The 20,465-nt window shown below is 63.8% G+C and carries 19 protein-coding genes; 6 read left to right on the top strand and 13 right to left on the bottom strand.

The window, feature by feature from the left end:
- Positions 1 to 83: 83 nt before the first annotated feature.
- Positions 84 to 1,031, bottom strand: a complete 948-nt coding sequence (locus VWZ85_RS05885) for an ABC transporter permease (protein WP_340546386.1) — start codon at positions 1,029 to 1,031, stop codon at positions 84 to 86.
- 195 nt (positions 1,032 to 1,226) lie between these two features.
- On the opposite strand from VWZ85_RS05885, the gene VWZ85_RS05880 reads away from it, so the two are divergent.
- A complete protein-coding gene (locus tag VWZ85_RS05880) occupies positions 1,227 to 2,411 on the top strand; it encodes an acetoin utilization protein AcuC (protein ID WP_416587373.1) in 1,185 nt (394 codons plus the stop codon).
- A 71-nt stretch (positions 2,412 to 2,482) separates the two neighbouring features.
- Here the strand turns inward: VWZ85_RS05880 and VWZ85_RS05875 are convergent, their stop codons facing one another.
- A complete protein-coding gene (locus VWZ85_RS05875; RefSeq protein ID WP_416587372.1) occupies positions 2,483 to 3,961 on the bottom strand; it encodes an ABC transporter substrate-binding protein in 1,479 nt (492 codons plus the stop codon).
- A gap of 161 nt (positions 3,962 to 4,122) precedes the next feature.
- Between VWZ85_RS05875 and panB the strand changes: the two genes are divergently transcribed.
- The 3 genes from panB (at position 4,123) to glpK (ending at position 7,403) form a co-directional block, all read left to right on the top strand.
- Positions 4,123 to 4,986, top strand: coding sequence for a 3-methyl-2-oxobutanoate hydroxymethyltransferase (gene panB, locus VWZ85_RS05870; RefSeq protein WP_416587371.1), 864 nt, complete (start codon positions 4,123 to 4,125; stop codon positions 4,984 to 4,986).
- Positions 4,987 to 4,993: 7 nt separating this feature from the next.
- The gene (gene panC / locus VWZ85_RS05865) at positions 4,994 to 5,851 is read left to right on the top strand and encodes a pantoate--beta-alanine ligase (RefSeq protein WP_416587370.1); all 858 of its coding nucleotides are present in this window, start codon (positions 4,994 to 4,996) and stop codon (positions 5,849 to 5,851) included.
- 67 nt (positions 5,852 to 5,918) lie between these two features.
- On the top strand, positions 5,919 to 7,403 hold the full coding sequence (glpK, locus tag VWZ85_RS05860) for a glycerol kinase GlpK (RefSeq protein ID WP_416587369.1): 1,485 nt from the start codon (positions 5,919 to 5,921) through the stop codon (positions 7,401 to 7,403).
- 99 nt (positions 7,404 to 7,502) lie between these two features.
- Here glpK and VWZ85_RS05855 read toward each other — a convergent pair whose 3' ends face one another.
- The 11 genes from VWZ85_RS05855 to VWZ85_RS05805 all read right to left on the bottom strand — a co-directional run bounded on the left by VWZ85_RS05855 (position 7,503) and on the right by VWZ85_RS05805 (position 17,704).
- On the bottom strand, positions 7,503 to 8,759 hold the full coding sequence (locus tag VWZ85_RS05855) for a flavin-dependent oxidoreductase (RefSeq protein ID WP_416587368.1): 1,257 nt from the start codon (positions 8,757 to 8,759) through the stop codon (positions 7,503 to 7,505).
- A 108-nt stretch (positions 8,760 to 8,867) separates the two neighbouring features.
- Positions 8,868 to 9,416, bottom strand: coding sequence for an isopentenyl-diphosphate Delta-isomerase (gene idi / locus VWZ85_RS05850; protein WP_416538259.1), 549 nt, complete (start codon positions 9,414 to 9,416; stop codon positions 8,868 to 8,870).
- Positions 9,417 to 9,647: 231 nt separating this feature from the next.
- On the bottom strand, positions 9,648 to 10,112 hold the full coding sequence (locus VWZ85_RS05845) for a c-type cytochrome (RefSeq protein ID WP_340546394.1): 465 nt from the start codon (positions 10,110 to 10,112) through the stop codon (positions 9,648 to 9,650).
- Positions 10,113 to 10,262: 150 nt separating this feature from the next.
- Positions 10,263 to 11,300, bottom strand: a complete 1,038-nt coding sequence (locus VWZ85_RS05840) for a P1 family peptidase (RefSeq protein WP_416587367.1) — start codon at positions 11,298 to 11,300, stop codon at positions 10,263 to 10,265.
- 129 nt (positions 11,301 to 11,429) lie between these two features.
- Positions 11,430 to 12,191 carry an SDR family oxidoreductase gene (locus tag VWZ85_RS05835; RefSeq protein ID WP_416587366.1) on the bottom strand — a complete coding sequence of 254 codons (762 nt, stop codon included), beginning with the start codon at positions 12,189 to 12,191 and terminating at the stop codon, positions 11,430 to 11,432.
- Positions 12,192 to 12,258: 67 nt separating this feature from the next.
- Positions 12,259 to 12,678, bottom strand: a complete 420-nt coding sequence (arfB, locus tag VWZ85_RS05830) for an alternative ribosome rescue aminoacyl-tRNA hydrolase ArfB (RefSeq protein ID WP_416534578.1) — start codon at positions 12,676 to 12,678, stop codon at positions 12,259 to 12,261.
- Between the two features lie 326 nt (positions 12,679 to 13,004).
- Complete coding sequence (locus VWZ85_RS05825; protein ID WP_340546398.1) at positions 13,005 to 13,637, bottom strand: queuosine precursor transporter; 633 nt, start codon at positions 13,635 to 13,637, stop codon at positions 13,005 to 13,007.
- A gap of 133 nt (positions 13,638 to 13,770) precedes the next feature.
- Positions 13,771 to 14,700 carry an esterase-like activity of phytase family protein gene (locus VWZ85_RS05820; RefSeq protein WP_416534576.1) on the bottom strand — a complete coding sequence of 310 codons (930 nt, stop codon included), beginning with the start codon at positions 14,698 to 14,700 and terminating at the stop codon, positions 13,771 to 13,773.
- The gene (mepA, locus tag VWZ85_RS05815) at positions 14,673 to 15,596 is read right to left on the bottom strand and encodes a penicillin-insensitive murein endopeptidase (protein ID WP_260087079.1); all 924 of its coding nucleotides are present in this window, start codon (positions 15,594 to 15,596) and stop codon (positions 14,673 to 14,675) included. The genes VWZ85_RS05820 and mepA overlap by 28 nt, the downstream gene beginning before the upstream one ends.
- Complete coding sequence (locus tag VWZ85_RS05810; protein ID WP_416534584.1) at positions 15,593 to 17,014, bottom strand: MFS transporter; 1,422 nt, start codon at positions 17,012 to 17,014, stop codon at positions 15,593 to 15,595. Before VWZ85_RS05810 ends, mepA begins: the two co-directional genes overlap by 4 nt.
- A gap of 111 nt (positions 17,015 to 17,125) precedes the next feature.
- Entirely contained in the window at positions 17,126 to 17,704 is a 579-nt protein-coding gene (locus tag VWZ85_RS05805; protein ID WP_340546401.1) for an acyl-CoA thioesterase, read from the bottom strand.
- Positions 17,705 to 17,838: 134 nt separating this feature from the next.
- On the opposite strand from VWZ85_RS05805, the gene VWZ85_RS05800 reads away from it, so the two are divergent.
- Together VWZ85_RS05800 and recQ are read left to right on the top strand one after the other, a co-directional pair.
- On the top strand, positions 17,839 to 18,126 hold the full coding sequence (locus tag VWZ85_RS05800) for a YggT family protein (protein ID WP_014873231.1): 288 nt from the start codon (positions 17,839 to 17,841) through the stop codon (positions 18,124 to 18,126).
- Positions 18,127 to 18,326: 200 nt separating this feature from the next.
- On the top strand, positions 18,327 to 20,441 hold the full coding sequence (recQ, locus tag VWZ85_RS05795; protein WP_416534573.1) for a DNA helicase RecQ: 2,115 nt from the start codon (positions 18,327 to 18,329) through the stop codon (positions 20,439 to 20,441).
- The last annotated feature ends 24 nt before the right edge of the window (positions 20,442 to 20,465 follow it).

The raw sequence follows: 20,465 nt of genomic DNA, 5'->3' as shown, positions 1-20,465 counted from the left end.
CCTGGGTGGGTGCAAAGCGCCCTTCCCGGGGGAGGGTCGGGCGCTGCCCGGCTGTGCCGGGCATGTGTGAGACATGTGGTTTGTCATCCGCGCCCCCGCAGTCTTGGGTCGACCAGCGCATAGGTCAGATCGACAAGGAAATTCACCAGGATCACCGCGAAGACCAGAAGCATCACGACGCTTTCCACCACGATCAGATCGCGGGCAGAGATCGCCTGAAACACCAGCCGCCCCAGACCCGGCAGGTAGAACACCTGTTCAATGATGATCGCGCCGGCAAGGAGGAAGGAAAACTGCAACCCGATGATGGTCAGCACAGGGATCAGCGCATTGCGCAGCCCGTGACGCCACAGGGCCTGCCGCTGGCTCAACCCCTTGGCGCGGGCGGTGCGGATGAAATCCTCGCCCAGAATATCCAAGAGAGCCGAGCGCATGACGCGGGCCAGAATAGCCGCCTGCGGCAGGGCCAGCGCAATGGCGGGCAGGGTGAGGGAATGCAGCGCGGCCAGCGGGCCGGCCTCCCAGCCGACAAACCCGCCGGCGCTGAACCAGCGCAGATTGATGGCAAACACCAGCACCAGCATCATCGCAAACCAGAAGTTCGGGACAGCGACCCCCAGCTGGGTTGCGCCCATCACGGCAATATCCCCTGATTTGCCCCGGCGCGCGGCGGCATAGATGCCTGCGGGCAAGGCAATCAGTGTCGAGAGTGTCAGCGCATAGATCGCAAGCGGCAGCGAGACCCAGAGCCGATCCGCAACCATCTGGGCCACCGGTGTGCGATAGGTATAGGAGGTGCCGAAATCGCCCTGCAACATGCCGGTGAACCAGCTGATGTAGCGGGCGAATTTCCCCTCGTCCAAGCCCAGTTCGCTGCGCAGGGCAGCGATCGTGTCGGGCTGTGCGTTGATTCCCAGCATGAAGGAGGCCGGATCGCCCGGTGCAATCTCGATGACGAAGAAGATCACCCAAGAGGCGATGACAAGGCTGACGATCAGCGACAGCAGGCGTTTGGCGATATAGCGTCCCATTGGCGGCAGGTTAGGGGGGCGCTGGGCGGGGGTCCAGAGCGGGCGGGCATCGACCTTGATAATTCGTCAAAGGCATTGTTTTCTAGTTGTCTGGCAGGATCGCATTAGGCGAAGGCGTGCGGCTATCGCGCAGCTATCACGTCGGTTGCAGATACGGGGTTTGGCGGCGCGCGGTTCCGGGCTATCTCTGGTCGCATGACACCGAGAGACGCCGCCATTTCACTGTCTGATCCTGCTCGGACAAGGTCCGTTCCAAAGGCGCTGGAGGCGCCGGTTTTTATCGGCTCGGAGATTTACCGTGGTTCCAGCTATGGGCGTGCGCATCCTTTGCGGGTGCCGCGGGTCTCAACTGTGATGGATCTGACACGGGCGCTGGGCTGGCTGCCTGCGGCGCAGTATCAGGTCTCTCCCCGGGCAAAGCCTGCCGCCCTTCGGCGCTGGCACAGCGCTGAGTATATCGCTGCTCTTCAGGCTGCCGAGCAGGCGCAGGCTGTCAGCGATGAGGTCAAGGCACGCCATCACATCGGCACCATTTCCAACCCGGTGTTCCCCGAGATTTTTCGCAGGCCGGCCACGGCCGCCGGCGGATCTATTCTGGCCGGTGAGCAGCTCGCACATGGTGGGGTGATCTACAATCCGGCCGGTGGCACCCATCACGGGATGCCGGATCGGGCGAATGGGTTCTGTTATCTGAACGACCCGGTGCTGGCGATGCTGTCACTGCGCCATCACGGTGCAGAGCGGATCGCCTATGTCGATATTGATGCCCATCATGCCGATGGGGTCGAGCATGGGTTTACGGGGGATCCCGATGTGTTGATGATCTCCACCCATGAGGAGAACCTCTGGCCGAAGACCGGTCGGCTGGACGATGACGCAGGCGGAAACGCGCTGAATCTGCCGGTGCCGCGCGGGTTCAATGACAGCGAGATGGGCTATGTGCTGGAAGAGCTGATCCTACCGGCGGTGGCGGATTTCGCGCCTGATGCGGTGGTCCTGCAATGCGGGGCGGATGCGGTCACCGAGGATCCTTTGGCGCATCTGGATCTGTCCAACAACGCGCATTGGTCGGTGGTGGCGGCGCTGCGCCCGCTTGCGCCGCGCTATCTGGTGCTGGGTGGCGGTGGCTATAATCCATGGTCCGTCGGGCGGCTGTGGACCGGGGTCTGGGCGGTGCTGAACGGGCATCAGATCCCCGAGCGTCTGCCACCGGCGGCCGAGGGGGTGCTGCGTGGGCTGGAGTTCAAGGGGCATCGTCTGGGGCGGAACCCGCCGGAGCATTGGTTCACCACGTTGCGCGATGAACCGCGCCCCGGCCCCGTGCGCGATCAGATCCGCGAGGCTGTGACGCTGCTGCGCAGGCGGCGGGGGCTGCGCTGAGGCCTGAGAAAACGGCAACAGCGCCCCGGTCTGGGGCGCTGTTATTCAGTCTCTAACACTGGGGGAATGGTCTATTTTGCCCAGCTGACCGCCGTCAGGTCGGTGGCCTGTGTGGGGGCATTGGCCCAGAGACCTTGCAGATCCGCCTTGGCCACGCTCAGCGATGCCAGCTGGAAAAGGAAGCCATTCACATAGTCGTTTGCGATGATCTCCTGCGCCTGTTGCAGCATCTTTGTCCGGGTGTCGGGATCGGTGGTGCCCGAGAGATCCGCCATCAGCTGCTGGAAGGCGGCATTGTCATACTGGAAGTAGTAATCGGGGCGGGCATAGATGCCGATATCCATCGGCTCCGTGTGGCTGACGATGGAGAGGCCAAAGCTTTTGCCCCGGAACACGGTTTCCAGCCACTGCGCCCATTCCACATTGATGATCTCTGCGGTGATGCCGACCTCAGCCAGCTGGGCGGCGATGATTTCCCCGCCCCGGCGCGCATATGAGGGCGGCGGCAGGTGCAGCGTGGTGGTGAAGCCATCGGCCAGACCCGCCTCGGCCAGGAGGGCGCGGGATTTCTCCGGGTCATAGGCGCTGCTGCCGGTCAGATCGACATAGGCGGGGTGATGTGGTGCGAAATGGCTGCCAATCGGCGTGCCGTAGCCGAACATCGCACCATCAATGATGGCCTGACGGTCGATCGCATGGGCGACGGCGGCGCGGACCTTGGGATTGTCGAAGGGCGCCTGTTTGTTGTTGATCGACAGGATTGTCTCGCCCTCGGTGGAGCCGACAAGCACCTGAAACCGCGGGTCGGCCTCAAACTGGGGCAGGTTTTCCGGCGCGGGGAAACTGGAGAAGGCATCGACATCTTCGGCCATCATCGCCGCAAAGGCCGCCGTGGGATCGGAGATGAATTTGAAGGTTGCTCCGTCCAGCATGGCGGGCGTGCCCCAGTAATCCGGGTTGCGCACAAGATCTATCCGGTCGCCCTGAACCCAGCCATCAAAGGCAAAAGCCCCGGTGCCGACGGGCATGGTCTTGATGCTCTCGATGCTTTCGGGGGCCACGATGACGGCATCGCCCCATGCGAGGTTGAACAGCATCATACCGTTGGGCTGCGACAGGGTCAGCCTGACGGTGAGCGGATCGACCACATCAACACTGGCGATATCTGCAAACAGCGCCTTCTGGGCATTTGTGCTATCCTCGGCGCGGGCGCGATCAAGGCTGAATTTCACATCCTCGGCGTCCATCGTGGAGCCATCGTGAAAGCGGACGTCCTTGTGCAGAGAGAAGGTGTAGGTCAGCCCATCCTCGGAGATTTCCCAGCTCTCGGCGAGACCGGGTACAACCGAGCCATCGCCCATGAAGCGGGTGAGCCCTTCAAAGACGTTGGAATAGAGCACCTGATCAATGGCCCCGGCGGCCGCGCTGGTGGGGTCCAGATGTGGTGGTTCCAGCTGCAGGGCCACGGTGACGGTCTCTCGCGCCGCAGCCGCCCCCGCCAGAATGGACAGTGCGGAACTGGCAGCAAACAGGAATGGCAATCGTGTCATTGGTGGTCTCTCCCTCTGGGTGGTGGCCGCATTTTGTGACCTTTCGGAAAACTGTTCCGCGTTTTCCGTCAGGTAATCAAGGTTAGCGGGACATTTCGCCCCCTAGAAGCGCGCAGCGTAAATTGCTAGCGGTGCGCAATGCGAACGGAGAGGACAGCATCATGAGTGCAACGGCCCGCAAAATGGCTCCCAATGCCGAGGATATCCGCGCCCGCAAAGGCGGCACCCCGCTGGTGAGCCTCACGGCTTATACCACGCCGATGGCGCAGCTGATGGACGCGCATTGCGATTTTGTGCTGGTCGGCGACAGCGTTGGCATGGTGCTGCACGGTTTGCCCTCGACGCTTGGCGTCACGATGGAGATGATGATCCTGCACGGGCAGGCGGTGGCGCGCGGATTGAAACAGGCGATGATGGTCATCGACATGCCCTTTGCCAGCTATGAGGAAGGTCCGCAGCAGGCGTTTCGCAATGCCGCAAAGCTGATGGCTGAAACCGGCGCCGGGGCGGTCAAGCTGGAGGGCGGTGTCGAGATGGCCGAGACCATCCGCTTTCTCGTGAAGCGCGGCATCCCGGTGATGGCGCATATCGGCCTCACGCCGCAGTCGATCAACACGCTGGGGGGCTACAAGGTGCAGGGCCGCGATGCGCAGGCCGATGCCGTGCTGGCGGATGCTCATGCGGTGGCGGATGCAGGGGCGTTTTCCGTGGTGCTGGAAAAGGTGCCGCAGGGGCTGGCCGATCGGATCACCGCTGAGGTGGCGATTCCGACCATCGGTATCGGGGCCAGTGCCGGCTGTGACGGTCAGATTCTGGTTGTCGATGACATGCTGGGATTCTTTACCGCCTTTAAGCCGAAATTCGTGAAACGTTATGCCGATCTCGGCCCCTTGGCAGAGGCGGCGATTTCCGAGTATGCAGCCGAGGTGCGCGCGCGGAGCTTCCCGGCGGCTGAACATGTATTTGCAGACCAGGCCCCGGCACCGACGACGGCGGCACCGGCCAAGGCCCCGCAAAAGGACTGATCCCATCATGACTGCTCCGATCCTGCGCCGCCTGAGCGAATTGCGTGCGCTGCATTCCGACTGGCGCCGCGAGGGCGCGCGTATCGGCCTGGTGCCCACCATGGGGGCGCTGCACGACGGCCATCTGTCACTGGTGGCGGCGGCCAAGGCAGCTTGTGACCGGGTGATCGTCACCATTTTTGTGAACCCCAAACAGTTCAACAATGCCGAGGATCTGGCCAAATATCCGCGCACTGAACTGACCGACGCGGAGAAACTGGCGCCCTATGGGGTCGATGCCATCTATGTGCCCGACCCGGATCAGATCTACCCCGAAGGCTATGCGACCACGGTGTCGGTGGCGGGGCTGACCGATGTGCTGGAGGGCGAGTTTCGTCCGGGTCATTTTGACGGGGTGGCGACGGTCGTGGCGAAGCTGTTCCTGCAAAGCGGCGCCGATCAGGCATTTTTCGGCGAGAAGGATTATCAGCAGCTGATGGTGGTCACCCGTATGGCGCGGGATCTGGATATTCCGATCACCGTGCAGGGCTGTGCCACGGTGCGCGAAGCCTCCGGGCTGGCGATGTCCTCGCGCAATATGCGCCTGTCAGCCGAGGCGCTGGGCAAGGCGGGGCAGCTTTATCCGGTGCTTAGCGACCTGGCCGGGCAGCTGCGCGGTGGGGCCGAGTTTGGTGCGCTTATCGAGGGCGCGCGTGCGCGACTGGCCGCGGCCGGTTTTGGCGAGATCGAATATCTGGACCTGCGCTGTGCCGAGACGCTGGCCCCACTTGTCCGCCCCGACCGCCCGGCCCGGCTGCTGGCGGCTGCCTGGCTGGATGGCATCCGGTTGATCGACAATATCGCGGTTGATCAACTAAATGATTAGTAGGGGCTGGTAGCGGTCGCAGTTTTACGTCTAATCTCTGCTCCAAACGACCCAGGGGAGGGGCAAGATGACGTATATTCTGGCGATTGATCAGGGCACGACCTCGACCAGAGCGATCCTGTTCGATGATAAGATGCAGGCGGTGGGATCCGCGCAGCAGGAATTCCCGCAGCATTTTCCGCAGGCCGGCTGGGTCGAGCATGACCCGGAGGATCTGTGGAGCACGACGCTGGATGTCTGTCGGCAGGTGATGCAGGCGCAGGACGTCAAGGCGGCGGATATTGCCGGCATCGGTATCACCAACCAGCGCGAAACCACGGTGGTCTGGGATCGCCACAGCGGCAAGGCGGTCCACAATGCCATTGTCTGGCAGGACCGCCGCACCAGCGCCATCTGCGAAGAGCTGCGCGCCGCGGGCCACGAGGACAGCGTGCGCCAGAAAACCGGGCTGCTGCTGGATCCCTATTTCTCGGGCACCAAGCTGAAGTGGATTCTGGACACTGTGCCAGATGCCCGCGCCCGGGCCGAGGCGGGAGATCTGCTGTTTGGCACTGTCGACAGCTTTCTGATCTGGCGGCTGACCGGTGGCGCCTCCCATGTGACCGATGCGACCAATGCGGCGCGGACGCTGATGTATGATATCCGCAAGGGGCGCTGGAGCAGCGAGATCTGCGGCTTTCTCGGGGTGCCGCGCGGGATGTTGCCGGAGGTCAAGGATTGTGCCGCAGATTTCGGCACCACCAAGGCAGAGTTCCTCGGCGGCGAGATCGCCATTCTGGGGGTTGCCGGCGATCAGCAGGCGGCCACCATCGGGCAGGCCTGTTTCCAGCCGGGGATGATGAAATCGACCTATGGCACGGGCTGTTTTGCGCTGCTGAACACCGGTGATACGCCGGTTGTGTCGCAGAACCGGATGCTGACCACCATTGCCTATCAGCTGGACGGCGCGCCGACCTATGCGCTGGAGGGGTCCATTTTCATCGCCGGTGCGGCGGTGCAATGGCTGCGCGACGGTTTGGGCATTATCGGCTCGGCCCAGCAGAGCGGTGCGCTGGCGCGCAATGCCGATCCCGGTCAGGACGTCATTCTGGTACCGGCCTTTACCGGGCTTGGTGCGCCTTATTGGAAACCCGATTGCCGGGGCGGGATGTTTGGTCTGACCCGCAGCTCGGGGCCTGCGGAATTTGCCCGCGCGGCGTTGCAGAGCGTGGCCTATCAGACCCGTGACCTCTGGGAGGCGATGCGGGCGGATTGGCAAGGCGAGAGTCTGGTCACCCTGCGGGTGGATGGCGGCATGAGTGCCAGCAACTGGACCATGCAGAGCCTGGCGGATCTGTTGGGGGCGGCTGTGGATCGGCCGGTGATGCAGGAAACCACCGCGCTTGGGGCCGCCTGGCTGGCGGGGATGCGGGCCGGTGTCTATCCCGATCAGGCCGGGTTTGCCGAGACCTGGGCGCTGGATCAGCAATTCACCCCGGCGATGGATGAAGACCGGCGCAGCGCCGCCTATGGGCGCTGGAAACGCGCGGTTGAGGCAGTGATCGGCGTCTGACATTGCCGCAGGCGGGCGCTCCCGCCTGTTCCGTCACAGTCGTGGACTGTGTCTGCGCAGTTGGGGGTGGCGCCGCGCGATGCGCGGCGCCCGGTCGCCTCAGTTGATGCGGGTGCCTGCGGGTATGGTGCGGGGGCGGGCGTTCAGCTCTTCGATCGAAAACCCGGCAATGGATTTGTATTTCGCGGCATGGGCGGCGAGCTGATCCTGCGGGATCACGTCGTTGATGTCGGTGAACTCCCCGCCGCAGAGATCCTCGACCTGTTGCAGCACGCCGTCGGGGCCTCCCCCTGCGCGGTTGGCCATGCCAACGGCGGTGGTGACGGGACGCAGGGCGTTTTCGTAGCGGGTGAGGGCCTCAGGTGTTGCGCCATGGGTCAGCATCTGGGCGCCAATCACGCGGGCGTCGACAATGGCCTGGCTGGCGCCGTTAGACCCGACCGGATAGGTCGGATGTGCGGCGTCGCCCATCAGGCTGACCGGACCATCCTGCCAGCATGGTAGCGGGTCGCGGTCCACCATTGGATATTCATAGACGGTTTCGGCTCCGGTGATCAGCGCGGGCACGTCGATCCAGTCAAAGCGCCAATCGGCAAAATCCGGCAGAATGTCATCTATGTCGGCAGCGCGGTTCCAGCTTTCCTTGTTCCGGGGCACACCGGGATCGAATTGTTTCTCTGCGATCCAGTTGATTACCGCCTTGCCGTTGGCGTCGGGCGCGCTGATCGGATAGGCCACCAGCCGCAGGTGGTCATGGCCGATCATTGCCATGGCCGCGCCGCCGTGGAAGGCCGGGGCCTGTGTGGTGGCGCGCCACAGGATGCGACCGTTCCAGATCGGTGCGCCCTCACCCGGATACATCTGCGCGCGGATGGCGGAATGGATGCCGTCGGCGCCGATCAGGAGATTGCCCTGCGCGCCGCGCCCGCCGTCCAGATGCAGGGTGACGCCGTGATCTGTGAGCTCATATCCCGCCGCCCGCGCGCCGGTGGTGAGGACGCTGTCGCCCGCGCGGGCGAGGAGCGCGTGATAGAGCATCATCTGCAAGGCGCCGCGATGGACGGAAAACTGCGGCCAGCTGTAGCTCGCCGCCTGGCCGCGCGGCTCCTCCCAGATGGTGTTGCCCAGTTTGGAATAAAATCCCAGCTGCCGTGTGCGGACGCCGATGGCGGAGAGCTCGGCCTCCAACCCCAGATCGAAGAGCTCGCGCACCGCATTGGGTTGCAGATTGATGCCGACGCCCATCGGTTTCAGCGTTTCGGTGGCCTCGTAGATGTGGAAGGGCACACCCAGCTCGTGCAGGGTGAGGCCAAGTGTGAGCCCCGCGATCCCGGCCCCCGCAATCATCACTGTCATCTGGCCTGTCCTCTTGTGCGCTGTCGAAATGCCGATATTAGAATCACGGCACCCGCATCGGGGCAAGGGGGGCAGATGCCTTGGTTAGAGCCTGATAGCCGCGGATGGTCAGCTGTCCTCGCTGCTGCCGAGGCTGAGGTCGGGGCCGAAGATCACGTCGGAATAGCTGTTGAGGTAGATCTTGAGCCAGGGTGTGAAGCGATCCGGGTGGCGCTTCACCTCGGCCAGAAGGTCGTGGTAATCGACCCAGCGGGTCTCCATCACCTCATCCGGGTTGGGGGTGAGCTGCGGCGCGCGGTGGGCATGGGCGAGAAAGACATCAACCACCTCATGTTCGATCAGCCCGTTGCCGACATCGGCGCGGTATTCGAGGTGATGGCGAAACTCGGGGTAGAGGCCGGTGATGCCCAACTCCTCCTGCATCCGGCGGACCGCGCAGGCGGAGGAGGATTCATCCCATTGCGGATGGGTGCAGCAGGTGTTCGCCCACAGACCGGGGGTATGGTATTTGCCCAGAGCGCGGCGCTGCATCAGGATTTCGCCGCCCTTGACCACAAAGACCGAAACGGCCTTGTGCTTCAGCCCCTGTTCATGGGCAGCCAGCTTTTCAACCGGCGTCAGGGTGCCATTCACCCAGGCGGGGATCAGGTGGGTCATTGCAGGAGCTCGCAAGGATTGTGCAAGGGGCTGGGCTGTGCGGCCATCGGGCAGATATGGTTGTCATCGGGTGGAGGTCAATCCCGCAACCAAGGCTGGCCAGAGTTGCGGGCGCGTGGTTGCGGGTGCCGACGCGGAACGGTCAATATCCCAGCAGAAAACGAAAGGCAATTGTGCGAAAAGCCGCGGCCAGGGGCGCGCGGCTTTTGCTGTCGTGTCAGGGGACCGGGATCAGTTGGTCGCGGTCTCATCTGTGGTGGCGTCTGCGTCGCCTTCGGCGGCATCAGCGGGGCCGTGCATCGCGAGGAAGGCATAGATGTCTTCGGCGCCTTTCTTCAGGCGGAAGGACATTTTGGATTTCGCTTTGGAATCATCCAGATAATCGCGCAGGAACGCCTTGGGATCGGCGGTATAGGCGGCGAAGCTCTCTTCGTCCCATACCAGCCCCTGTTCGCCTGCGGCCACCATGTCGTCGCCGTATTTATAGCCGTCCGCGGTGCCGGCGGTGCGGCCGACAACGCCCCAGAGGTTCGGGCCGGTTTTGCCGCCCTTGATGATCACGTCACCGCTGTCCGAGACAACCATGTGGCAGGATTTGCACTTGTTGAAGCCCGTTTCGCCCTTGTCGGCGTCGCCTTCGGCAAAGGCAGGGGCTGCAATCAGGCCAAGGGCCGCTACAGCAGTCAGAAGTTTCATGTCGCTTGCTCCAAAATTGAGTTGGCTCGATCAATACGCGCCGGATCTGCAGGAAAGTCAAACGGGCGTATTGCCGCGTTGGCTCTCGGTCGGGCGCTGCGACAGTTCACCTGTGTCAGATCGCGCCGAGGTCAAGGGGAGGCCGTGGCGTCACATATCCTGCCAAGAGGGCAGCAGATCGCCGGGTTCGGCATGCGCGAGCGCGGCTGCGCGGGCGATGGCGCGACTGAGGCAGAGGGCGGCGGCATGTCCGATGGCGCCCAGATCAGCGCCCAGATCACCGTCGCTGATGGTCTTTGCCGGATCTGCGGTGCTGATCGCAAAAACCAGATCGCCGTCGCCGGGGGAATGTGCCGGTACGATGGCGCGTCCGATGCCGTCATGGGCGGCAATGGCGAGCCGCTGGCATTGTGATTTGCTCAGCGCCGCGTCGGTCGCGACAATGGCAATGGTGGTATTGCTGCCCTCGGTCGGCAGTTCGGTGCCCTGCGCCAGCGCCTGCATGGCGGCGATCTTGAGGCTCGGGGCGGGGGTGGTGAAGCCGGTGGCGGGATCGACGCCTGCACCGCCGAACTCCCCGTCAATTTCATAAGGAGCGGCCCAGAAATGGCGGTCTCCCGGTGTGGTGACCGAACCGAGCGGATTGGCCGCGACCAGCGCACCGACGGTGGTGCCGTCCGGCAGGACAAAGGACGCCGATCCGAGCCCACCCTTGAGTCGTGCTGCAAGAGCTCCGGTGCCCGCCCCGACGGTGCCAAGGGCAAAGCCGTGATCAGCCGCTTCATAGGCGGCGCGACCGAGGGCGGCATAGGGGTTATCCGACCAGTCCTTATCGCCGCCGTTCAGGAGGTCAAAGAGGATCGCACCCGGTACGATCGGCACGCGCGCAGGCCCCACGGCAAAGCCCCGCCCGGTGGCGCGCAGCCCTGCGACCACGCCGGAGCAGGCATCCAGCCCGAAGGCGGAGCCGCCGGAGAGCACCAGCGCATCAATCTGAGCGACGGATTTGTCCGGTGCCAGCAGATCGGTTTCGCGGGTGCCCGGCGCGCCGCCCATCACATGCACCCCGGCCGTAAAGGGCCGATCGGCGGTCAGAACGGTGGTGCCGGATTTCAGCCGCCGGTCTTGGGCATTGCCAACCTTGAGGCCGGGGACATCGGTGATCAGGTTGCGCGGGCCGGGTTTCATCGGGTGTCTCCTGTTGGGGCGGGCATCTGGGGCAGCTTATGGCAGGGGCGCGCTGGCGCGCGCGGCCTCCGGCGGGAGTATTTCGGGAAAGATGACAGGCGGGTCGGATATTTGGTCGGGCTTGGGCGGTCAGATACAGCGCCCGCCGTCGACCTCCAGCGCGACGCCGGTCACCATGCTGGCCTCATCCGAGCAGAGGTAGCAGGCGGCATTGCCCATATCCTCCGGGGTGGAAAAGCGGCCGATTGGAATGGTGGAGAGGAATTTGGCGCGGATTTCCGGCGTATCCTCTCCCATGAAGGTTTTCAGCAGCGGGGTTTCGCCCGCGACCGGGTTGATCGCATTGACCCGCACCCCGGCGGCGGCAAGCTCAACCGCCATGGTGCGGGTTGCGGTGATCATCCAGCCCTTGGAGGCGTTGTACCAGTTGAGATTGGGACGGGGTGAGATGCCGGCGGTGGAGGCGACATTCAGGATGGCGCCGGAGCGGCGCGCCTTCATATGCGGCACCAATGCGCGGGCGGTCAGGTAGACGGATTTCATATTAACGGCAAAGACGCGGTCGAAATCCTCTTCGCTGACGTTTTCAAGCGGCGTCGGCAGGTGGCTGACACCAGCGTTGTTGACCAGAATATCGACCTGTCCGAATTGATCCAGCGCCGTGGCCGCCATCTGATCGACCGAGGCGCGGTCGGAGACATCGACGGTCTGGGCAAATGCCCGATCTGTGCCATGGCTGTTGCGGGCCTGTTCTGCGGCCTCTGCGGCGGCGTCGGCGTTGATATCGGCAATCATCACCCGCGCGCCCTCCTGCAGGAATTTGGTGACGATGCCGGCGCCAAAGCCTGAGGCCCCGCCGGTTACAATGGCGCATTTCCCTGCCAGCCGCATATGCTCTCTCCCCGAATTGACTCGGCGGCAGCTTGGCGGAGACCGGGGAGCAGCGCAATCGCCTGTCTCAGTCCGGGTCGATCTTACCGCGCGTCGCCTTGATGTCGCCGCGCTGGCGTTTGGCCTCCAGACGGCGGCGTACCGAGCCGCGGGTGGGTTTGGTGGCAATGCGGCGTTTGGGGACAATCAGGGCCTGGCGGATCAGTTCGGCCAGGCGTTCGCGCACCAGATCACGGTTGCGCTGCTGCGAGCGGGTTTCGTCGCATTGCAGGATGATCGCGCCATCCTTGGTCCAGCGGCGGCCGGCCAGCCGTTTCAGGCGCGATTTCACCGCCGGGCTGAGCGCCGGGGAGCGTGCGGCCTCGAACCGCAGTTCGACGGCGGAGGAGACCTTGTTCACGTTCTGCCCGCCGGGTCCGGAGGCGCGCATAAAGCTTTCGGTCAGTTCCCAGTCCTGCAGGGCGATGGTGTCGGTAATGTGCAACATGGGCGAACCATAATCTGCCGTATCGCCAAGGTCCAAGCGAAAGCCGTGGCTGGGAGGTCACGGGAGGGCATCGCGTGACGCAAAAAGGGCCGCACCGACGGAGGCGGCCCTTTCCGAAAGTCTGTAAGAGCAAAGGCAGGTTAGGGTCTGAAACCCAGCCGGATGGCGACTGCCAGAGAGGGCTGCCTCAGAGGGCCGCCGCTCCGGTTGTTGCTACGCCTTGCTCCAATACCTTTCTTGACACTGGATCACCTCCTTTTCTCTCTGTTTCCGCTGTCTTGGATGGTGGCACGGAACTGGAAGATCTCCAAATAAAAAGACGGCTGTCAGTTAACGCTGGCCTGCGACCGTGTAAGACGTGCCACGATCAGGCGGAAAGGGACGAGCGCCAGCAGCGCCAGTGCCACTTTCACGCCCCAGTCGGCAACAGCAAGCGAGACCCAGAGCGGGGCGACGGGGCCAGTGCCGAGGATCGGCAGCATTTCACCGGCCCAGCTGACATCATTGCCGGGTTCCAGCCAGACCAGAGCGCCGGAAAAGGCGATGCTGAAGAACAGCGCGGTGTCGACCGTGGCGCCGATCAAGGTCGAGGCCAGCGGTGCCCGCCACCAGGCGCCATTGCGCAGGGCGGCAAAGATCGAGACGTCCAGCAGCTGTGCTGTGAGGAAGGCAAGGCCGGAGGCGATGGCGATGCGCAGGGTCACGAGGGGGCCGAATTCGCCCATGATCTGGGTGCCGATCAGCGAGCAGATGACGCCAACGACAAAACCGGCCAGCACCACCTTGCGAGCGGGTCCGGTGCCATAGACGCGGTTGGTCACATCGGTCACGAGGAAGGCGATGGGATAGGTGAAGGCGCCCCAGGTCAGCCATTGGCCGAACAGGAATTGCACCAGGATGTTGGAGGCCACAACAACAGCGGCCATGGCAAGAATGCCAGGAAGGTAAGAGCGTGTCATTTTGCAGTCCGTTTTTTAGACAAGGTCGCGGAGACTTGTTTCGCCGATGCGAAAGATCAGGCCCAATAGCGGAAAAGCCCCTGTTTGGGCAAGAGATTTGTCAGGTATTGCCTGCTGTCGCACCGGTGGTGGCCTAATCGGGCAGCCGGTATTCCACCAGTTCGGTGCGTTGCAGCGATTTGAAGTTGTCGTCGGAGACCATGGTGGCGCGCAGCGCGCCGCTGCTGTCGCGCCAGATCGAGACGCCCTCCAGATTGTCGTGCAGACCGAGACCGGTTTGCAGCAATGTGACCTCGCCGCTGATGCCATCGGCGGTGATGTCCCAGCGCCGCAGGCGGCTGCGAAAGCCGATGAAGCCAAAGTCGCGTTCCAGGAGGTAGAAGCGGCCGTCAGGGCCGAAATCGGCGCCCACAGGGAGGAATTTTCCCCGGCTCGGCAGATCAAAGGGACGGTCCCATCGGCTGCCATTCCACCGCCAGACGGGGATATCTCCCGCCTCGGTCAGGGCGCGTTCCGGCAGCGTGTAGAGATGGCCCTTGCCGTCGATGGCGAGGGCCTCCAGCGCCTTGTTCAGGGGCAGGCGGCGAAAGGCCTTTGGGCGGGGCAGCACCTCGGCGCGACTGTCACCCCGGCGGTGCCGGGCCACGCGCGAGACGCCTTCAAAGGAGATGAAGAGGGTGCCGTCACGCGCGATGGCGAGGCCTTCTGCGTCGACGATCCGCCCGCGCAGGATCGCGCCGTCTGATGCGCGCAGCTTATGGGCCTCGGTCGGGGTGATGGCCTCGATGGGGTGCAGTGCCGCGGTTCCGCGCTGAATGCGGGCGGTGACGATGGTGGCCCGATCGCTGACCACGGTCATCTGCGCCCCGTCCGGCGACAGCGACAGGGCGGAGAACCCCCCGAACCATTTGGCCGGGTGGGTCCAGCGATAGGCCGCGATGAACTGCGCCCCGCCCGGCTGTGCGGCCGAGGCGACGGGCCGATAGGCCAGCAGCGCCGTCAGAGAGATGGTCAGCGCCGCTGCCAGCCCGAGGCTCAGTTTGATTGCAGAACGGCGGCGCATTGCTGAGGCAGGTCCGAAAGAGTGTATTCACGCCGGGGTTTGGGCGGCGGCGCATTGGGGTCGCGCGGTTTTGGCGGCGGCGGATTCAGGATGTCCTTCACCCACTGGCGCGCGTCATCGCAGCCATCGCCGCGCGGGGGCGGATCCTGATCGACACAGCCGCGCGCGCCGGCCGGGCATTTCAGCCGGACGTGGAAGTGGTAGTGATGGCCATACCAGGGCCGGACCTTGCGCAGCCAGTCGCGGTTGCCCTTCTCGTCGTTGCACATCTGGACCTTGGCGCCGGGGAAAACAAAGATCCGCGCCACGCGGTCATCCTTGGCGGCGGCGCGCAGGATGGCGTGGTGCTGGGGTGACCAGCTGGAATTGGTGTAGGCACCATTGGCCCGGCGCAGGGAGATCGAGGAGATCTTCTCGCGTTCGGCGACGGAGAGGTCGAGGCGCTTGGCCGGCAGCATCCAGATATCGGCGTCCAGACCCACCTGATGACTGCGGTGCCCGGACAGCATCGGGCCGCCGCGCGGCTGGCTGATATCGCCGACATAGAGCCCGTTCCAGCCGCTCTGGCGGGCGGCAACGCGGCTCAGATCCTTGATAAAGTCGATGGTTTCGGGATGGCCCCAGTTGCGGTTGCGCGACAGGCGCATCGCCTGCCAGGTCGGGCCGGTCTGGGGCAGCTGTTCTGCCCCGGCCACGCAGCCCTTGGCGTAGGAGCCATGCGGTGCGGGTTTCTGCGCGGAGCCTGCGCGTTTGGCACCGAACAGCTGCTTTGCGGGTACGTCCGAGTTTGCAGAGCGGCTGACCACCGGATTGGCGGAGGGTGATCGGCTGTCCCCGGCGGGGGCGCAGGCTGTCAACAGGAGGGCGGTGAGGGTGATGTATCGACTGAACTTCAACTCTGGTCTCCTTCTGCATTGACCCAGCGCAGAACGATGAGCCCGATAATGAACAATAGAATAACCGGTGCAATGCCGAGGCGGGCACTGCCGGTGAGCGTGGTGGCTATTCCGATCAGGGCCGGTGCCAGAAAGGCTGTGGCGCGACCCGAAAGGCCATAAAGACCGAAGGCCTCGGTCGCGTTCTCGGGCGTGGTGTGGCGGACCATGAGGCTGCGGCTGGCGGCCTGAAGGATACCACCAAAGCCACCGATCAGCACACCGCAGGCAAAGAAGACGGCGTCAGGCAGGCCGGAGCCTTCGGCGAGGGAGAGGCCAAAGAACTGGTCGCGGGACATGTTGACGACCAGGAAACAGACGGTTGTCAGGATCAGAATTGCGGTGGTGATGACCGGTTTCGGGCCAAAGCGGCGATCTGCCAGCCCGCCGAGCCAGCTGAACAGCGCCGAGGAAATCACGGCGATGATGCCGAAGACGCCGATCAGGGTGATTTCCCAGCCCAGCACCAGCCGCGCGTAAATTCCGCCAAAGGCATAAAGCCCGTTCAGCGCATCCCGGTAGAGCATCGAGGAGATCAGATAGCCGGTCAGGCTGGCGCGATGGCGCAGACTGCGGACGGCGCGACCAACGGAACGGATGGCATCGCCAAACCGCCCGCGCGCGCCGGTGATGGCATCGTCGCGCACCCAGCGGAAATAGGGGATGATAAAGAGCGCAAACCAGATCGCTGTCAGCGGACCTGCGGCGCGGGTGCCTTCGCGGGTCTCCGCATCCAGCCCCAGAATGGGATCAATCCCGATCAGGGTTTTGCCATTCCCCTGTTCGACGAACAATGTGAGCATCAGGAAAAGCGCGATCACCCCGCCAAGGTATCCGATGGCAAAGCCGGTGCCTGAGATGGTGCCGACGTCTTCCTTGTTGCCGAGAGAGGGCAGCTGCGCATTGACAAAGATCAGCGCAAATTCCGCGCCGATAAAGCCGAAGCCAAAGCTGATGAGCATCCACCAGAGGTTTGATCCGTCCGGGTCCATGAACCACAGGCCCCAGGCGCCGGTCACATACATCAGTGAAAACATCATGATCCAGGGCATTTTGCGCCCGGAGATATCCGCAAGCGCGCCCAGAAACGGCCCGCCAAGGCCGATCATCAGGCCGGTGATGGTGAGGCACATCGACCAGACCGTCTGCGCCTGCGCCTTTGCCGCCTCATCCGCGAGGCCCTGGGTGAGGTAATACTCGGCGGCAACGGCTGCGAAGAAGGGCGCAAAGACAAAGGTGACCAGCAGCGTGTGATAGGGCTGACTGGCCCAGTCAAAGGCCCACCAGCCCCAGATGCGCTTGCGCATGGATATCTGCGTCATGCCTCGTCGTCCCTCGCCCGATGCCTGTCGTGGTCTTTTGTCGTTACCTTTTGGTATGACAGGCCGGTATGGGGTTAGGCAAGCGTGTCCTGCGTTGACCTGTGGTAGATCGCGCTGGTCCTTCGTACAGCCATATGCTGTGCGGCTGGATGCTGCGGCGGGCCGACCCTAGCCGTTTTGGAGGGTTTCGGGCGCCGCAGGGGCAGGATCCGCCATCATCGGTGGCCAGGGGCGGCCTGCGTCCGCCTCGCACCAGGCCTTGATCCAGGCGGGCATCTCGGGGGCGAGGCTGTCGGTGCGACCGATGGTTTTGAGCACCTCCTGCGGTGCGACGATCCCCTTGGCATCGGTGATGGCGGTGCGCAGCATCACGTGGCTGGCGCAGTCGCCGTTGGATTTCCACATGGATTGTTCCAGATAGATGAAGCGATCGTCCCAGGCCACTGCCCGGCTGCGCATCTCGAACCGTTCAAAGCCGCGGATGCGGCGGCGAAACCGCACCGTGGTGCCCGCAACCGTCATGCCCCAGCGACGGCTGCGCAGAGCGCCGATCAGGCCGACACGCTGGGCCAGCATGGTACGGCCCAGATCATAGAGCGTCATCGCACGGCCATTGTTCAGCTCCATCCAGATATCCAGATCCCAGGGCCAGCAGATGTGGCGGGAGACATGGGTGTCGGTCAGATCCAGCGGCGGCATCCGGCGGGCAACCAGCAGATCCTTGATCAGGCGGACGATGGGAAACATGGGCGCGCTCTCCTGTGTGATGTGCCCGTGTTGCCATCTGTTTACAGCGCGTCAACCGCAACCTCGCGGCAGTCTTGCGATTTCGCGCGGGCGCGCTTACCTGTGGACAAGCTCCAAAAAGGGAAATCAAAGAGATGCTGTCGCTGTTTCAAATTCTGATGCTGATCCTGGACATCGTCTGGTTCTTCATCATCGCCCATGTGATCATGAGCTGGCTGATCAATTTTCAGGTTCTGAACCTCAATCAGCAATTTGTGGCGCAGGTCTGGTATGGTCTGAACCGCTTGTTAGAGCCGCTTTATGCGCCAGTGCGCCGCATTTTGCCCAATATGCAGGGCCTTGATCTGGCGCCGCTGGTGGTGCTGATCGCCGTTTATGCGCTGCGGATTATTCTGACCAACAATATCGCCATGTTCTATTGAGCCAATGGGCCGAGGCGCGGCGATCGCTCTGATCGCGGCGCGGCGATTGATGCGGATGGACCGCCCGGGCATCGGCCTGCGGCGGTCTTTTCGGTGCCACTTGTCTGACGGTCGGGGGTGCGCACCCTTGTGGGTCGAATCCCGTTGTGGGATTGTAGCTGCCAAGACGAGCAGATCACAAAACGAGGCCCCCAGCCCCCATGTCCGCATTGCAGCCGGAAATGACCGCTCCGACCGGGGCGACCTCCACTGGCACATCCGTCACCGCTGCCTGTGCTACTGGCGCGACGCCGCTGTTGCGGGAAATCTTTGGCTTTGACGGGTTTCGCCCGGGGCAGGAGGAGATCGTCGACGCCGTGACCGACGGGGAAAACGTGCTGGCGATCATGCCGACCGGCGGCGGCAAATCCCTGTGCTTCCAACTGCCTGCTCTGCTGCGTGAGGGGGTCACGGTGGTGATCTCGCCGCTGATTGCATTGATGCGCGATCAGGTGCGGGCGTTGCAGGAGGTTGGCGTGACCGCCGGGGCGCTCACCTCGGGCAATACCGACGAAGAAACCGAGGCGGTCTGGCAGTCCATCGAGGAGGGGCGGCTGAAGCTTCTTTATATGGCACCGGAACGGCTGGCCTCCGGGGCGGCGATGGGGATGCTGCGGCGGATCGGTGTCAGCCTCATCGCGGTGGATGAGGCGCATTGCGTCAGCCAGTGGGGCCATGATTTCCGCCCCGATTACCTGCGGATTGGTGAATTGCGGCGGGCGCTGGACGTGCCGTTGGCGGCCTTTACCGCGACCGCAGATCAGGAAACCCGCGAAGAGATTGTCGAGAAGCTGTTTGATGGTGTCGCACCGCGCAGTTTCCTGCGCGGCTTTGACCGGCCCAATATCCATCTTGCCTTTGCCATCAAAGACAGCCCGCGCCGTCAGATTCTGGAGTTTGCGGCCGCCCGAAAAGGTCAATCCGGCATCGTCTATTGTGGGACACGTGCCAAGACCGAAGCGCTGGCGGCGGGGCTGCGCGAGGCGGGCCACGCCGCCTGTTATTATCACGGTGGCATGGACGCCGAGGACCGGCGCGGGGTGGAGACGCGCTTTGCCCGCGAGGACGGTCTGATCGTTGTGGCCACGGTGGCCTTCGGCATGGGGATCGACAAGCCCGATATTCGCTGGGTCGCCCATGCGGATCTGCCCAAATCCATCGAGGCCTATTATCAGGAAATCGGACGCGGTGGCCGCGACGGCGCGCCTGCCGAGACGCTGACGCTGTTCGGGCCGGAAGATATTCGACTGCGTCGCAGTCAGATCGACGAGGGTCTGGCGCCGCCGGACCGCCGAAGTGCAGACCATGCCCGGCTGAATGCGCTGCTCGGACTGGCCGAAGCGCTGAAATGCCGCCGCCAGACCCTGCTGGCCTATTTCGGCGAGGCGGCTGAGCCCTGCGGCAACTGTGATCTCTGCGACCAGCCGGTGGATGTGTTCGACGGCACCACGGCGGTGCGCAAGGCGCTGTCGGCGATCCTGCGAACGAACGAGACCTATGGATCGGGACATCTGATCGACATTCTGGTGGGCAATGCGACCGACCGGGTGCGTGACAAGCGGCATGACGATCTGTCGGTCTTTGGCTGTGGCAAGGAATATGGCAAGCGACAGTGGCAGGCGGTGTTCCGGCAGATGATGGGGCATGATCTGGTGCGCCCCGATCCCGAACGCCATGGCGCGCTGCGGATGACCGAGGCGGCGCTGCCGGTTCTGCGCGGTGAACAGGACATTGCGCTGCGCCGCGACACCATCAGCTCTGCCAAGCGCAGCCCTGCGGTAAAGGCGCTGGTGTCGGATGAGGACGCGCCGCTGTTGTCGGCACTGAAAGCCAAGCGGCGCGCGCTGGCCGAGGCGCAGAAAGTGCCGGCTTATGTTATCTTTGCGGATCGCACGCTGATCGAGATGGCCGAAACCCGGCCCGATACGCTGGATAAAATGGCGCGGATCGGCGGTGTCGGGGCGAAGAAACTGGAGCGGTATGGCAGCGATTTCCTGTCGGTGATCACCGGCGAGAGCGCGGCGCTGCACCCGATGCGGCGCAAGCTGGCCGGGCGCGATGCCGGATCGGTTTATGATGCGTTGATGGCTGTGCAGGCGGAGCTGGCGCGGGGCAGCGACGGAACCGAGAAACCGCTGAGCTGTTCTGCGGCGCAGCTGGCGAAGCTGGCGCAGGTCCGTCCGCAGACTGAAATCGCCATCACAAGGCTGTTAGGCGAGCGCCGCGCGGAACGTTTTGCAGCGGCGTTTCTGGACGTCTTGCGCGGCGCGGGCTAGGTCTTGTCCAGAACAGATGGGGGC

The organism is Phaeobacter sp. JH20_29 (genome assembly GCF_048056175.1).
In the GTDB taxonomy this organism is placed as follows: domain Bacteria; phylum Pseudomonadota; class Alphaproteobacteria; order Rhodobacterales; family Rhodobacteraceae; genus Phaeobacter; species Phaeobacter bryozoorum.
The sequence above is the reverse complement of the archived record's forward strand: the minus strand, read 5'-3'. Positions and strand labels throughout refer to the sequence as shown.

What these genes read in the sequence shown, in the direction of transcription:
- VWZ85_RS05885 (WP_340546386.1), bottom strand. Translation starts at nt 1,031, where the DNA reads ATGGGACGCTATATCGCCAAACGCCTGCTGTCGCTGATCGTCAGCCTT.
- VWZ85_RS05880 (WP_416587373.1), top strand. Translation starts at nt 1,227, where the DNA reads ATGACACCGAGAGACGCCGCCATTTCACTGTCTGATCCTGCTCGGACA.
- VWZ85_RS05875 (WP_416587372.1), bottom strand. Translation starts at nt 3,961, where the DNA reads ATGACACGATTGCCATTCCTGTTTGCTGCCAGTTCCGCACTGTCCATT.
- panB (WP_416587371.1), top strand. Translation starts at nt 4,123, where the DNA reads ATGAGTGCAACGGCCCGCAAAATGGCTCCCAATGCCGAGGATATCCGC.
- panC (WP_416587370.1), top strand. Translation starts at nt 4,994, where the DNA reads ATGACTGCTCCGATCCTGCGCCGCCTGAGCGAATTGCGTGCGCTGCAT.
- glpK (WP_416587369.1), top strand. Translation starts at nt 5,919, where the DNA reads ATGACGTATATTCTGGCGATTGATCAGGGCACGACCTCGACCAGAGCG.
- VWZ85_RS05855 (WP_416587368.1), bottom strand. Translation starts at nt 8,759, where the DNA reads ATGACAGTGATGATTGCGGGGGCCGGGATCGCGGGGCTCACACTTGGC.
- idi (WP_416538259.1), bottom strand. Translation starts at nt 9,416, where the DNA reads ATGACCCACCTGATCCCCGCCTGGGTGAATGGCACCCTGACGCCGGTT.
- VWZ85_RS05845 (WP_340546394.1), bottom strand. Translation starts at nt 10,112, where the DNA reads ATGAAACTTCTGACTGCTGTAGCGGCCCTTGGCCTGATTGCAGCCCCT.
- VWZ85_RS05840 (WP_416587367.1), bottom strand. Translation starts at nt 11,300, where the DNA reads ATGAAACCCGGCCCGCGCAACCTGATCACCGATGTCCCCGGCCTCAAG.
- VWZ85_RS05835 (WP_416587366.1), bottom strand. Translation starts at nt 12,191, where the DNA reads ATGCGGCTGGCAGGGAAATGCGCCATTGTAACCGGCGGGGCCTCAGGC.
- arfB (WP_416534578.1), bottom strand. Translation starts at nt 12,678, where the DNA reads ATGTTGCACATTACCGACACCATCGCCCTGCAGGACTGGGAACTGACC.
- VWZ85_RS05825 (WP_340546398.1), bottom strand. Translation starts at nt 13,637, where the DNA reads ATGACACGCTCTTACCTTCCTGGCATTCTTGCCATGGCCGCTGTTGTT.
- VWZ85_RS05820 (WP_416534576.1), bottom strand. Translation starts at nt 14,700, where the DNA reads ATGCGCCGCCGTTCTGCAATCAAACTGAGCCTCGGGCTGGCAGCGGCG.
- VWZ85_RS05805 (WP_340546401.1), bottom strand. Translation starts at nt 17,704, where the DNA reads ATGTTTCCCATCGTCCGCCTGATCAAGGATCTGCTGGTTGCCCGCCGG.
- VWZ85_RS05800 (WP_014873231.1), top strand. Translation starts at nt 17,839, where the DNA reads ATGCTGTCGCTGTTTCAAATTCTGATGCTGATCCTGGACATCGTCTGG.
- recQ (WP_416534573.1), top strand. Translation starts at nt 18,327, where the DNA reads ATGTCCGCATTGCAGCCGGAAATGACCGCTCCGACCGGGGCGACCTCC.